Below are 11,266 nucleotides of genomic sequence, written 5' to 3'. Positions count from 1 at the left end.
AACGACGGCCCCATGCCGCCAGGCCCTCAGGGTAAGGGCCCCGTACCCGACCTAGGGCAGGACTAGAAGAGAAATGACCGATCGGACTAGTCACCCCGGACGCGGGGGTCAGGGCTTGGGCGGGTCGACCTCGGGCTGCACGAGCTCCTCGACGTTGACGTCCTTGAAGGTCAGCACCTTGACGTTCTTGGCGAAGCGGGCCGGGCGGTACATGTCCCACACCCACGCGTCCGACATCGAGACCTCGAAGAACACGTCGTCGGCCTCGGTGCGCGCCTTCACGTCGACCTGGTTGCACAGGTAGAAGCGCCGGTCGGTCTCCACGACGTACTTGAAGATGCCGACGACGTCGCGGTACTCGCGGTAGAGGGTGAGCTCCTGCTCGGTCTCGTACTTCTCGAGGTCCTCAGCACTCATGCGACCTGCCCTCCTCGGGGTGTTCGGCGGAGCCACGCTTTCTGCGAGCCTAGTGGCATGGCCCCCACCCGCTCGCTGGACCCGCAGGGACCACCGCTGACGAGCCGGGGCACGGTGCACCAGTGGTGGCGCGACCTCACCTACGTGCACTGGCGGGTCGATCCCGACCGCGTGGCCCCGCTACTCCCCCGTGGCGTGCGTCCCGACGTCCACGACGGCAGCACCTGGGTCGGGCTGATCCCGTTCACCCTGTCCGAGGCCGGCTTCGGCAGCAGCGGACCGGCCGTGCCGCGGTGGGGCACCTTCCTCGAGACCAACGTGCGGCTGTACTCCGTCGACGACGAGGGACGCCGCGGTGTGGTGTTCCGCTCGCTGGAGGCCGCGCAGGTCCCCATCGTGCTGGCGGCCAACCTCTCGCTGCGCGTGCCCTACAAGCTGGCCTCGATGAGCCGGGAGCCACGGGTGCTGCCCGGCGACCCGACCGGCATCGTGGTCACCTACCGCACCCGTCGGCGTACGCGGCCGCACCCGAGCAGCGAGGTGTCGGTCGAGATCGGGGCCCCGGTCGAGCAGCCCAGCGACCTCGAGGTCTTCCTCAGTGCGCGTTTCGGGGCGCACACCCGCGCCTGGGGCCGCACGCTATGGGTGCCCAACACCCACTCGCCGTGGCCGCTGCGCCGGGCCCGGCTGCTGTCGCTCGACGACGAGCTGGTCGCGGCCGCGGGCCTGCCGGGGGTCGTCGGGTCACCGCCCGAGTCGGTGCTGTTCTCCACCGGCGTCCACACCGTCTTCGGCGTGCCCCGGGTCGTCTGCTGACCCGCCCAGGGGCGCCGGCGGCTCCAGACCGGCGGCACGGCGGACGTTGACGAAGCGCATGCGGTGCACCGGTGAGGGCCCGTGGGCCTCGAGCGCCGCGGTGTGGACGTCGGTGATGTAGCCCTTGTGCGTCTTGAAGTCGTACGCCGGGTGCTCGCGGTCGAGCTCGACCATGATCCGGTCACGGGTGACCTTGGCGAGCACCGACGCGGCGGCCACGCAGGCCGCGACCCGGTCGCCCTTCCACACCGCCAGGCCGGGGACGCCGAGGCCGTCGACGGGGAACCCGTCGGAGAGCACGTAGTCGGGGCGCACCTCGAGCTGCGCGACCGCGCGCCGCAGCGCCTCGATGTTGGCGACGTGCATGCCGAGCCGGTCGCACTCGTCGTGGGGCACCACGACGACCGACCAGGCCAGGGCCCGGCGTACGACCTGGGCGTAGCAGCGCTCGCGGGCCTTCTCGGTGAGCAGCTTGGAGTCGGCCAGGCCCGGCACGATCCCGGCCCTGCCGGGCGGCAGGATGGCCGCACCGGCCACCAGGGGCCCGGCACAGGCGCCGCGGCCGGCCTCGTCGACCCCGGCGACCAGCTGGGCGCCGTGGCGGTGCAGCGCGCGCTCGTAGCCGTAGAGGCCGGCGTCCCGGCGTACGGTCAGCCCGCGCGGGAGGGTGCTCATCGCTCAGCCGGCGTCGGCTGCGTCGGGGACGTCCTCGACCGCGTCGGGGCGGCCGACGAAGCCGAGGTGGCTCAGCGGCCAGGCCACGGCGAAGACCTTGCCGACGACGAGGTCGACGTCGACGAACGGGTCGCGGTTGCAGTCGACCTCGTCGGGCAGGCACAGGTGCACCGTGGAGTCGGCCGAGTCGGCGCGGTTGTCACCCATCACGAAGACCTTGCCGGCCGGCACCGGGCCCGCCGACCACCCGGGGTCGCACGGGATCATCGGGCCGTTGCACTCGACGTCCTCGCCCCGCGGGGCGATGTAGTCGCCCTCGTCGAGGGGCTTGCCGTTGACCATGATCCGGCCCTGGTCGTCGCAGCAGGTGATGACGTCGCCCTCGACGCCGATCACCCGCTTCACGAGGTGGCCGCCCTCGGGGTAGAGACCGATGGTGGAGAGCAGGTCCTCGACGGGCCCCTGGCCGTCGTCGCTGGTGTTGCCCAGCCAGCCGCCCGGGTCCTCGAAGACGACGACGTCGCCACGCGAGGGCGAGCCGCCGAACCAGTAGGACACCTTCTGCACCAGGATCCGGTCGTTCTCGACCAGGCCGGGCTCCATCGAGGACGACGGGATGTAGAAGGCCTGGACGAACAGGGCCTTGATGACGACCGCCACCACGACCGCGGCCGCCACCAGCACCAGCGACTCCTGCCAGACCGGCAGGCGCCGACGGGGCGCGGCGGTGTCGCCGGCCCCGTCGGTCGCGTCGTGCTGGTCGGTCGTGCCGGACTCGTCCTGGGAGGCCGTGGACACGGGTCCTTCGCCCCCGTCGGGGGTCAGGCGGTCGTCGTCGGTGGTCACGCGCAGAGCCTAGGAGTGGTGTCGGGGAACCCCGGTCACGCCTCGCGGCGCTCCTTGATCTTGGCGGCCTTGCCGCGCAGGTTGCGCAGGTAGTAGAGCTTGGCGCGACGCACGTCGCCGCGGCTGACGACCTCGATCTGCTCGAAGATCGGGCTGTTGAGCGGGAAGGTGCGCTCGACACCGATGCCGAAGGAGACCTTGCGGACGGTGAAGGTGCGACCGATGCCGCTGCCGTGGATGCGGATCACGACGCCCTGGAAGATCTGGACGCGGGCCCGGTTGCCCTCGACGACCTTGACGTGGACCTTGATGGTGTCGCCGGCGCGGAAGGCCGGGACGTCGTCGCGCTTGTGGGCGTTGCCGAGCTCGGCAATGACGTTGGTCATGTGTGTCTCCTCGCGAGTGCCACAGGTCAGCCGCGGAACGGATGGTGTTCAGATGGGATCGTGCGGGCGGTGCTGGTCGGACCGTCGTGACCGGTGGCGTGAGGCGCCCCCTGTGGCAGGAGCCCACGCAGTCCCCTCGGGCGCATGTCGAGCGACATGGTCGGGGCGGACCTTCGGCTGGTCGGACCGAGGGACGAGTCTGCCACAGCGCCCTCAGGCGCGACCAATCCGCCGTTTGGTCATCACGACGGCCAGCGGCGGCGCCTCGAGGTCGGGCCGCAGCCGGAAGCCCGCCTTCTTGTACATCCGGATGTTGTCGGTGCTGCGGTGGCCGGTGAACAGCACGTACGACGTGGCCTCGGGCGGCGCGACGGCCTGGACGTGCTCGAGGAGGACCCGACCCAGCCCGCGACCCTGGAGGTCGGGGGCCACCATGATCCGGCCGATGTCCCAGGCCCGCCCGCCCCGGTCGTCGTCGACGACGAGCCGGCCGCGGACCGCGCCCACCAGCCGCCCCCCGTCGGTCGGCACCCGCACGACGAAGGTCGTCCAGGTCTGCAGCCAGGCCAGGACGTCGTCGAGGGACTCCCGCAGGGCCGGGATGCCGGCGACGTCGTCGTTCGCGATGGCCTCCTGCAGCCAGCACGCCCGCTGCAGCGTCAGCAGCTCGCCGGCGTCGGCGCGGGTCGCGGGCACGATCGTCCACCCGGTGGCCGCGGCGCTGGGCGGCAGCAGGTCGGGCCGCCGCTGCGCCGTACGACGCACCGCCTGGTCGTGGCGCCACGCGGCGATCCGGGCGTGGTCGCCCGACAGCAGGACCGCGGGCACGTCGAGACCTCGCCACGAGGCCGGCTTGGTGTAGACGGGGTACTCGAGCAGGCCGTCCTCGTGGGACTCCTCGACCAGCGACGCCGCGTTGCCCATGAACCCCGGCAGCAGGCGTACGACGGCCTCGGTGACGGCCAGCGCCGCCACCTCTCCCCCGTTGAGCACGTAGTCGCCGAGGCTGACCTCGACCACCTCGGCCCGGCTCGCGGCGTGGTCGAGCACCCGCTGGTCGATCCCCTCGTAGCGGCCGCACGCGAAGACGAGGTGCTCGCGGGTCGCCAGGTCACGGGCCAGGGACTGGGTGAAGGGGGTCCCGGACGGGGTCGGCACCACGAGGGTGCCGCCGTCGGGCAGCAGCTCGTCGAGGGCCGCTCCCCACGGCTCGGGCTTCATGACCATGCCCGCGCCGCCGCCGGCGGGGGTGTCGTCGACGGTGCGGTGCCGGTCGTGGGTCCAGGTGCGCAGGTCGTGCACGCCCACGCTGAGCAGGCCGGAGTCGACCGCCTTGCCGGGCAGCGACAGCGACAGCGGGGCGAACCAGTCGGGAAAGATCGTGACGTAGTCGAGGCGCATGGGTGGGACCCGGCCGGGCTCAGTCGGGCAGCGGGGAGACGAGCCCGGGCCGGTCGGCGACGACCACGCGTCGGCCCGCCAGGTCGACCTCGGGCACCAGCGCCGCGACGAAGGGCACCAGGGTCGGACGCCCGTCGACCGCACGGATCGCCAGCAGGTCCTGGGCCCCGTGGACCAGACCGGTCACCTCGCCGAGCAGGGTGCCGTCGACGTCGTGCACGGCCAGACCGATCAGCTGGTGGTCGTAGTACTCGTCGGGGTCGTCGGGCGTCTCGTCGAGACCCACGGTCGCGTGGAGCACGACGCCGCGCGCCGACTCGGCCTCGTTGCGGTCGGCGAGCTCGGCGAAGGTCACCAGCAGCGTCTGCTGGTGCCAGCGGGTCCGCGTCACGGTGAGGGTGCGGTGGGCGAAGGCCGAGCCGCGGGGCGCCGCGGCACGCAGCACGGCGCCCTCGGCGAAGCGGCGCTCGGGCTCGTCGCTGCGTACGTCGACGGTCAGCTCGCCGCGGATGCCGTGCGGCTTGCCGACGCGGCCGACCACGACCTCGATCGTGTCGCTCACGTGTCCTCCTGGGACCCCTGGGAAAATCACGCTGACCCGTCGTACGTGTACGACGGGTCAGCGTGGGTGGAGATGTTCAGCGGCGGCCGGGGGCGCGGTCGACATCGACGAAGTCGATGCGGGCGCCGCCCTTGCCGGCCAGGGCCGAGATGACGGTCCGGAACGCCGAGGCGGTCCGGCCACCACGGCCGATGACCTTGCCCAGGTCGTCGGGGTGCACGCGCACCTCGAGGATCGACCCGTTGCGCAGCTGCTTGTCGCGCACGGAGACGTCGTCAGGGTTGTCGACGACACCCCGGACGAGGTGCTCGAGCGCGTCGGCGAGCATCAGGCGCTCGGCTCGGCGTCGGTCTCGGCGGGAGTCTCGGCGGGGGCCTCAGCAGCGGGGGTCTCCTCGGCGGGAGCCTCCTCGGCCTGGGGCTCGGCCTTCTTCTCGGCCTTCTTGGCGGTGGCCTTCTTCGTCACGGCCTCGCCGGTGGCCGAGCCGCCGGCCTCCTTGAGCGCCTCGTTGAAGATGTCCTGCTTGGAGGTCTTGGCCGGCTTGGTCTTGAGGGTGCCCTCGGTGCCGGAGATGCCCTTGTGGGTCTGCCAGTCGCCGGTGATCTTGAGGATCTTCTCGACCGCCTCGGTGGGCTGCGCCCCCACGCCGAGCCAGTACTGCGCCCGGTCGGAGACGACCTTGATGTAGCTCGGCTCCTCCTTGGGCTGGTAGATCCCGATCTCCTCGAGGACCTTGCCGTCGCGCTTCTTGCGCGAGTCGACGACGACGATGCGGTACTGCGGCACCCGGACCTTGCCCAGGCGCTTCAAACGGATCTTGACGGCCACGGTTGTGGTGTCTCCTCGGAGTTCTCGTGTGTGGGTGAGGGCGCCGGCACGGGTGGGGAACACCAGGTCGACAACCCTTCGATGGCCACGACGCGTCGGAGAGAGGGTCCGGTCGCGCGGGACTCAGCGGTCGAGTCTGCCAGATGCGTGCTCCCGCACCTAAATCCACCAGCGACGGTCGCGCGGACGGCACCCCGGCAACAAATCCGACCGGGTGCGACGTCGTACGGGCATGACCATCCTCGACCACCGCGGCGGGTCACCGTCGACCCCCCTCGTCGCCAGCACCCAGCCCGCTGTCCAGCCCGCCGCGCCGGCCCGCCCGCGGCTCGCGCAACGCCACCCGTGGCTGTTCCCGTGGGCGGTCCGCGTGCACCAGGCCCGCCGCCACCTGCAGTGGCTGCGTTCCGGCACGACCTGGGCCCGCGGGCGCGGCACGACCGACCTGCCGTTGCGGGTCAAGCAGCACGGCTCGCTGCTGGTGCGCGAGCTGTCTGCCGACGAGATGCGCCTGCAGCACAACAAGGTCGTCAACCTGCGCCTGGCCTCGGCCCGCACCGACGGGGTGCTCATCGCCCCCGGCGAGACCTTCAGCTTCAACAAGGTGGTCGGCAGCTGTACCGCCCGCAAGGGCTACGTCGAGGGCATGCGGCTCTCCAACGGCCGCGCGATCTCGGGGGTCGGCGGCGGGATCTGCCAGCTGGCCAACCTGGTCCACTGGATGGTGCTGCACTCGCCGCTGACCGTCGTCGAGCGCAGCGAGCACTCCTTCGACCCCTTCCCCGACAAGGGACGGGTGCTCCCGTGGGGCGTCGGCTGCTCGATCGTCTACAACTACGTCGACCTGGTCGTGCGCAACGACACCGACACCACCTTCCAGCTGCGCACCTGGGTCGGCGAGCGCCACCTGCGCGGCGAGCTGCGCGCCGACCGGCCCACCGCGACGTCGTACCGGGTGGAGGCCCGCCACGAGGAGTTCGTCGCCGACGGCCCCGGCCCGGACGCCGCGGTCCACCGGCACAACGAGATCTGGCGCACCGTCATCGACAAGCGGACGGGCACGACGCTCGCCGAGGAGCTCGTCAAGCGCAACCGCGCGCTGGTGACCTACGTGCCCGACGCCGCCGTCGTCGTACGCCGCTGACGCGGGCTCGGGGCCCGAGCGGCTCAGCCGAGGCTCGCCACCCGGGTCGCCGTGAGCTGGGCGCTGAGCGCCTCCAGGTCATGGCCGTTGCCCGCCGAGCACTGCAGGGTGATCGACCCGGGCGCCTCGAGCGTGCCGATGCCCTGGTAGGTCCGGTAGCGCTCGACGCTGGGCTCCACCCCGACGCGGTAGGTCGGGTCGTCGGCCACCACCTCGCCCACGAGCAGCGCGCAGTCGAAGCGGTAGTTGTTGCCGGGGTCCGGGTCGGTCCCGGTCCGACCCTGCAGACGCGCGGAGACGACGTAGGAACCGGCGGGCACCGCCACCGTGACGACGTCGAACCCCGGAGCGGAAGCGGGCATGGCCAGGACCGAGGTGCGCTGGGCGGCGTAGGCGGCGCTCGGGCCGACGGGTCCTTGCGGACCCACCTCGCCCTGCGGTCCGGCCGCTCCTGTCCTGCCCCGCAGGGAGGCACGGGCCGCGGCCGACAGGTCGGCGGCGCGCAGCGAGCCGTCCTTGACCTGCTTCGACGAGGTGATGATGACCGTGCCGGCCGCGTACGACGCGGACCCGAGCAGGGTGATCACGACGACGACGACCGCCGCCCAGAACAGATCTCGACGCATGGGAACCCCCAGGACCGGTGGGAGCCGCCGCGGCTCCTCGTGGGGACCCACTGCAGCACCGGCCGACCGTCGGTGTCAGGACCCGTCGGTGCCTCGCGCTCCCGGCCGCCATCTGCTAGGCCGCGTGCGGTCGGGGACGCGCACCGGCCGCCGCCCCCGCGAGGGGGACGGCGGCCGGGCGCGTGGGCCGGGGCCGTGGGGCAGGCGGCTAGCCGCGCAGGCCGAAGCCGTAGGGGAACAGCGGGTCGTAGTCGGCGTCGCCGACGTTGATCGGCTCCTGGGCCAGCGAGCGCGGCCACGAGACCGGCAGCGTGCCCGTGAAGGGCTTGCGGCCGAGCACGACGTCGGCCACGCCGCGGCCCTCGCTGCCGGGCAGCCACGAGGCGACGAGCGCGTCGATCTGCGAGCGCAGCTCGAACGGGATGATCATCGGCCGGCCGGAGACCACGAGCACGGTGCAGGTGGCCGCCTGGGCGCAGACGGTGCGCACGGCCTGCTGGTCGGCGTCGCTGAGCTGCATCGTCTTGGCCGGGCGCGGCACCCCGGCGTCGGCGGGGTCGTAGGCCCACTGCGGGCCGCCGACGTCGCCGAACCCCTCGGAGTACGGCGTCTCACCGACGACCACGACGCCGTCGGCCCGGCGCGGCACCGTCGTGCTCGCGGTCTCGGAGAAGAGGACCGGACGCTTGGTGCCCTTGCGCAGACCGTCGAGGATGGTGTCGCCGGGGACCACGTTGCTGGACCCGCCCTGCCAGGTCAGCGTCCAGCCGCCGGCCTGGTTGCCGATGTTGTCGGCGTTGCTGCCGGCGACGTAGACGGGCCTCACCTGCGCACCCTTGCCCTTGCCCTTGCCGGCCCTGGCCAGGGGCAGCGTGTGCCTGCGGTTGCGCAGGAGCACCTGCGACTCGGCGACCGCACGGCGGGCGACGGCGCGGTGGGCCCGGCTGCCGATGGACCCGATGTGGCGACGGTCGGTGAGGGGCTTCTCGAACAGGCCGAGCTCGAACTTCTGGGTGAGGATGCGCGAGACGGCGTCGTCGATGCGGGCCTGGGTGACGTGGCCCGCGTCGACCTCGCCGAGCAGCGTGGTGATGAACTCCCGCCAGCCCACGGCGTCGCCGCTGTAGGGCTCCATGAACATGTCGACGCCGGCGTTGACCGACGTCGCCACCTGCTCGGCGTACGTGCCGGGGATCTGGTGGATGGCGCGCCAGTCGGAGACGACCAGGCCGTCGAAGCCCAGCGTGTCCTTGAGCCAGCCGGTGACCAGCTCGCGGTTGGCGTGCATCTTGACCGGGTTGCCGAGGCCGTCGTCGGTCCAGTCGACGCTGCTGAACGACGGCATGACCGAGCCGGCGTGGTACCTGGTGATGGCCGGCTTGTACGGCGTCAGCGCGAGTCGGGCGAAGTCGGCGCGCGAGACGCGGTCGATGCCCTGGTCGACGGTGTAGTCGCCCTCGCCGGTGCCGAAGGAGGTGAGGCCGTCGCCGGCGAAGTGCTTGACCGTGGCCAGCACCTTGTCGGGCCGGTCGAGCTGGCCGGGCTTGCCCTGCAGGCCCTCGATGGCGACCGACATCGTCGCCGCCAGGCGGGGGTCCTCGCCGAACGACTCGTAGGTGCGACCCCAACGGTCGTCCCGGGCGACGCAGACGCAGGGCGCGAAGGCCCAGTTGGGCCCGGAGGCCCGGGTCTCCTCGGCGGTGATCGCGGCGATCTGCTCGACCAGCTGCGGGTCGCGGGTCGCGCCCAGGCCGATGTTGTGCGGGAAGACGGTCGCGCCCAGCAGGTTGCCGTGCCCGTGGACGGAGTCGACGCCGTAGAGCAGCGGGATGCCGAGCCGGTCGCTGGTCGCCGCGCGCTGGAAGGTGTCGACCATGTCGGCCCAGGCCTTCGGCGTGTTCCGGGCGGGGGTCGAGCCACCGCCGGACAGGACGCTGCCCAGGTGCCAGGTGGTGATCAGCGACGGGTCGGCGGCCACGTCGGCCCGCTCGGCCTGCGTCATCTGGCCGACCTTCTCCTGGATCGTCATCCGGCCCAGCAGGTCGGCGACGCGCTCGGCGACGGGCAGCCGCGGGTCCTGGTAGGGCAGCGTGTCCCCGCGGGCCGGTACGGCGGTCGCCGTGGTCGTGGCGGTGGTCGTGGTGGTCGCGTCCTGCACCGCGCCGGCCGGCGCGGTGAGGAGCGTGGTCGCGAGGGTCGCCGTCGCGGCCACCCCCAGGATCCGTGTCAGGGGTGGACGGTTGAGGGGTGGACGGTTCATGCGGATGCTCCTTGCCCGAGAGGACGACCACGTCGTCGTGGCCGCTCCCGGTCAACGTAGGAAGAGCAATTCGTCCGGGTCAACGACCAAAGGTCATCCTGATCTGCGGCCTATTTCGTCCCGTTCAGGGACTAACCTGCCGGCATGACGTCGCTCTCCCGGCTGCGTGCCGCCAACCGGCGCACCGTGGCCGCGGCCCTGGCCGACGGACCCCTGAGCCGCGCCGACGTCGCCCGGCTGACCGGGCTGTCGCGCACCACGGTCTCGAGCCTGGTCGGCGACCTGATCGAGTCCGGCCTCGTCAGCGAGACGAGCGCGCGCGGACGACCGCACAAGGGCGGCGGCGGGCGGCCGTCGGTGCTGCTCAGGCTCAGCGTCCCGGTCGGCCACGTCGCCGGCGTCGACATCGGCCACGGCCACGTGCGGGTCGCGGTCGCCGACCGCGCCGGGAGCATCGTGGGCGAGCAGGTCGCGCCCGTGGCCGTCGACACCCGTGGCACCGAGGCCTTCGACGTCGCGGCCCGGATGGTCGGCGAGACCCAGGCCACGACGGGGGTCGGCGCGCTCGCCGCGGTGGGGATGTGCGTGCCCGGGCCGCTCGACCGCACCTCGTCGCGGGTCAGCAACCGGATCATGCCGGGCTGGCGTGGCCTCGACCCGGCCGACGAGCTGGGCCGACGGCTGGGACTGCCGGTGGTCGCCGACAACGACGCCAACCTCGGCGCGCTCGCCGAGCTCGGTCACGGCGCGGGCCGCGCGGCCGGTCCCGCGGCCGACCTGGTCTACGTCAAGCTCGCCAGCGGCCTGGGCGCAGGCATCGTGCTCGGGGGACGGCTCCACCGCGGCAGCAGCGGCAACGCCGGCGAGATCGGCCACGTGCAGGTCGGCGAGGACGGTGCCGTGTGCCGGTGCGGCAACCGCGGCTGCCTCGAGACGCTGGTCGCAGCGCCCCGGCTCGTGGAGCTGCTGCGCCCGGCGTACGACGAGGGGCTCGACGTGGCGCAGGTGCTCGAGCTCGACGCGGCCGGCGACGCCGGCGTACGCCGCGTGCTCAGCGACGCCGGCCGGGCCGTCGGGCGCGCGCTCGCCGACCTCGCCACGAGCCTCAACCCCGAGCTGGTGGTGCTCGGCGGGTCGCTGGGGCGGGCGGCCTCGCTCGTCGACGCCGTGCGCGCGTCGATCGACCGCTACGCCCAGCCCGACACGGCCGCGGCGCTGCAGGTGCTGCCCGGCGAGCTCGGCGAGCGCGCCGAGGTGGTCGGGGCGGTCAGCCTGGCGCTGACGCGCGCCAGCCAGACCTGAGGG

General features: G+C 72.9%; 13 protein-coding genes. 3 read left to right on the top strand and 10 right to left on the bottom strand.

Annotation, left to right across the window (positions count from 1 at the left end):
* Positions 1 to 108: 108 nt before the first annotated feature.
* Positions 109 to 417: a DUF2469 domain-containing protein gene (locus FZC61_RS12355; protein ID WP_148614495.1), complete on the bottom strand. Its 309-nt coding sequence runs from the start codon at positions 415 to 417 to the stop codon at positions 109 to 111.
* A 57-nt stretch (positions 418 to 474) separates the two neighbouring features.
* On the opposite strand from FZC61_RS12355, the gene FZC61_RS12350 reads away from it, so the two are divergent.
* Entirely contained in the window at positions 475 to 1,233 is a 759-nt protein-coding gene (locus tag FZC61_RS12350) for a YqjF family protein (RefSeq protein ID WP_148614494.1), read from the top strand.
* Here FZC61_RS12350 and FZC61_RS12345 read toward each other — a convergent pair.
* From FZC61_RS12345 to rpsP, 7 genes are all read right to left on the bottom strand, one after another.
* Positions 1,162 to 1,908, bottom strand: a complete 747-nt coding sequence (locus FZC61_RS12345; RefSeq protein ID WP_148614493.1) for a ribonuclease HII — start codon at positions 1,906 to 1,908, stop codon at positions 1,162 to 1,164. The two genes, FZC61_RS12350 and FZC61_RS12345, sit on opposite strands and share 72 nt — an antisense overlap.
* 3 nt (positions 1,909 to 1,911) lie before the next feature.
* Positions 1,912 to 2,754 (bottom strand): signal peptidase I, encoded by an 843-nt coding sequence (gene lepB, locus FZC61_RS12340; RefSeq protein WP_246142662.1) that lies wholly within the window; start codon positions 2,752 to 2,754, stop codon positions 1,912 to 1,914.
* Positions 2,755 to 2,789: 35 nt separating this feature from the next.
* Entirely contained in the window at positions 2,790 to 3,140 is a 351-nt protein-coding gene (gene rplS / locus FZC61_RS12335; protein ID WP_148614492.1) for a 50S ribosomal protein L19, read from the bottom strand.
* 213 nt (positions 3,141 to 3,353) lie between these two features.
* Positions 3,354 to 4,541, bottom strand: a complete 1,188-nt coding sequence (gene trmD, locus FZC61_RS12330; protein ID WP_148614491.1) for a tRNA (guanosine(37)-N1)-methyltransferase TrmD — start codon at positions 4,539 to 4,541, stop codon at positions 3,354 to 3,356.
* A 19-nt stretch (positions 4,542 to 4,560) separates the two neighbouring features.
* The gene (gene rimM, locus FZC61_RS12325; protein WP_148614490.1) at positions 4,561 to 5,103 is read right to left on the bottom strand and encodes a ribosome maturation factor RimM; all 543 of its coding nucleotides are present in this window, start codon (positions 5,101 to 5,103) and stop codon (positions 4,561 to 4,563) included.
* A 76-nt stretch (positions 5,104 to 5,179) separates the two neighbouring features.
* A complete protein-coding gene (locus FZC61_RS12320) occupies positions 5,180 to 5,431 on the bottom strand; it encodes an RNA-binding protein (protein ID WP_148614489.1) in 252 nt (83 codons plus the stop codon).
* Entirely contained in the window at positions 5,431 to 5,931 is a 501-nt protein-coding gene (rpsP, locus tag FZC61_RS12315) for a 30S ribosomal protein S16 (RefSeq protein WP_148614488.1), read from the bottom strand. Before rpsP ends, FZC61_RS12320 begins: the two co-directional genes overlap by 1 nt.
* A 232-nt stretch (positions 5,932 to 6,163) precedes the next feature.
* Here rpsP and FZC61_RS12310 point away from each other — a divergent pair, with 232 nt between their 5' ends.
* Positions 6,164 to 7,075: a VanW family protein gene (locus tag FZC61_RS12310; RefSeq protein WP_148614487.1), complete on the top strand. Its 912-nt coding sequence runs from the start codon at positions 6,164 to 6,166 to the stop codon at positions 7,073 to 7,075.
* Positions 7,076 to 7,098: 23 nt separating this feature from the next.
* Here FZC61_RS12310 and FZC61_RS12305 read toward each other — a convergent pair whose 3' ends face one another.
* Positions 7,099 to 7,701 carry a hypothetical protein gene (locus tag FZC61_RS12305; protein WP_148614486.1) on the bottom strand — a complete coding sequence of 201 codons (603 nt, stop codon included), beginning with the start codon at positions 7,699 to 7,701 and terminating at the stop codon, positions 7,099 to 7,101.
* Between the two features lie 208 nt (positions 7,702 to 7,909).
* Positions 7,910 to 9,961 (bottom strand): glycoside hydrolase family 3 protein, encoded by a 2,052-nt coding sequence (locus tag FZC61_RS12300; protein ID WP_148614485.1) that lies wholly within the window; start codon positions 9,959 to 9,961, stop codon positions 7,910 to 7,912.
* A gap of 144 nt (positions 9,962 to 10,105) precedes the next feature.
* Between FZC61_RS12300 and FZC61_RS12295 the strand changes: the two genes are divergently transcribed.
* Entirely contained in the window at positions 10,106 to 11,263 is a 1,158-nt protein-coding gene (locus FZC61_RS12295; protein WP_148614484.1) for an ROK family transcriptional regulator, read from the top strand.
* Positions 11,264 to 11,266 lie beyond the last annotated feature (3 nt).

Source organism: Nocardioides rubriscoriae (genome assembly GCF_008087085.1).
Taxonomy (GTDB): Bacteria; Actinomycetota; Actinomycetes; order Propionibacteriales; family Nocardioidaceae; genus Nocardioides; species Nocardioides rubriscoriae.
Note: the sequence above shows the minus strand (reverse complement) of the source record. Positions and strands in the feature narration are given on the sequence as shown.

What these genes read in the sequence shown, in the direction of transcription:
- FZC61_RS12350 (WP_148614494.1), top strand. Translation starts at nt 475, where the DNA reads ATGGCCCCCACCCGCTCGCTGGACCCGCAGGGACCACCGCTGACGAGC.
- FZC61_RS12345 (WP_148614493.1), bottom strand. Translation starts at nt 1,908, where the DNA reads ATGAGCACCCTCCCGCGCGGGCTGACCGTACGCCGGGACGCCGGCCTC.
- FZC61_RS12295 (WP_148614484.1), top strand. Translation starts at nt 10,106, where the DNA reads ATGACGTCGCTCTCCCGGCTGCGTGCCGCCAACCGGCGCACCGTGGCC.
- FZC61_RS12305 (WP_148614486.1), bottom strand. Translation starts at nt 7,701, where the DNA reads ATGCGTCGAGATCTGTTCTGGGCGGCGGTCGTCGTCGTCGTGATCACC.
- FZC61_RS12300 (WP_148614485.1), bottom strand. Translation starts at nt 9,961, where the DNA reads ATGAACCGTCCACCCCTCAACCGTCCACCCCTGACACGGATCCTGGGG.
- FZC61_RS12320 (WP_148614489.1), bottom strand. Translation starts at nt 5,431, where the DNA reads ATGCTCGCCGACGCGCTCGAGCACCTCGTCCGGGGTGTCGTCGACAAC.
- FZC61_RS12310 (WP_148614487.1), top strand. Translation starts at nt 6,164, where the DNA reads ATGACCATCCTCGACCACCGCGGCGGGTCACCGTCGACCCCCCTCGTC.
- FZC61_RS12355 (WP_148614495.1), bottom strand. Translation starts at nt 417, where the DNA reads ATGAGTGCTGAGGACCTCGAGAAGTACGAGACCGAGCAGGAGCTCACC.
- trmD (WP_148614491.1), bottom strand. Translation starts at nt 4,541, where the DNA reads ATGCGCCTCGACTACGTCACGATCTTTCCCGACTGGTTCGCCCCGCTG.
- rplS (WP_148614492.1), bottom strand. Translation starts at nt 3,140, where the DNA reads ATGACCAACGTCATTGCCGAGCTCGGCAACGCCCACAAGCGCGACGAC.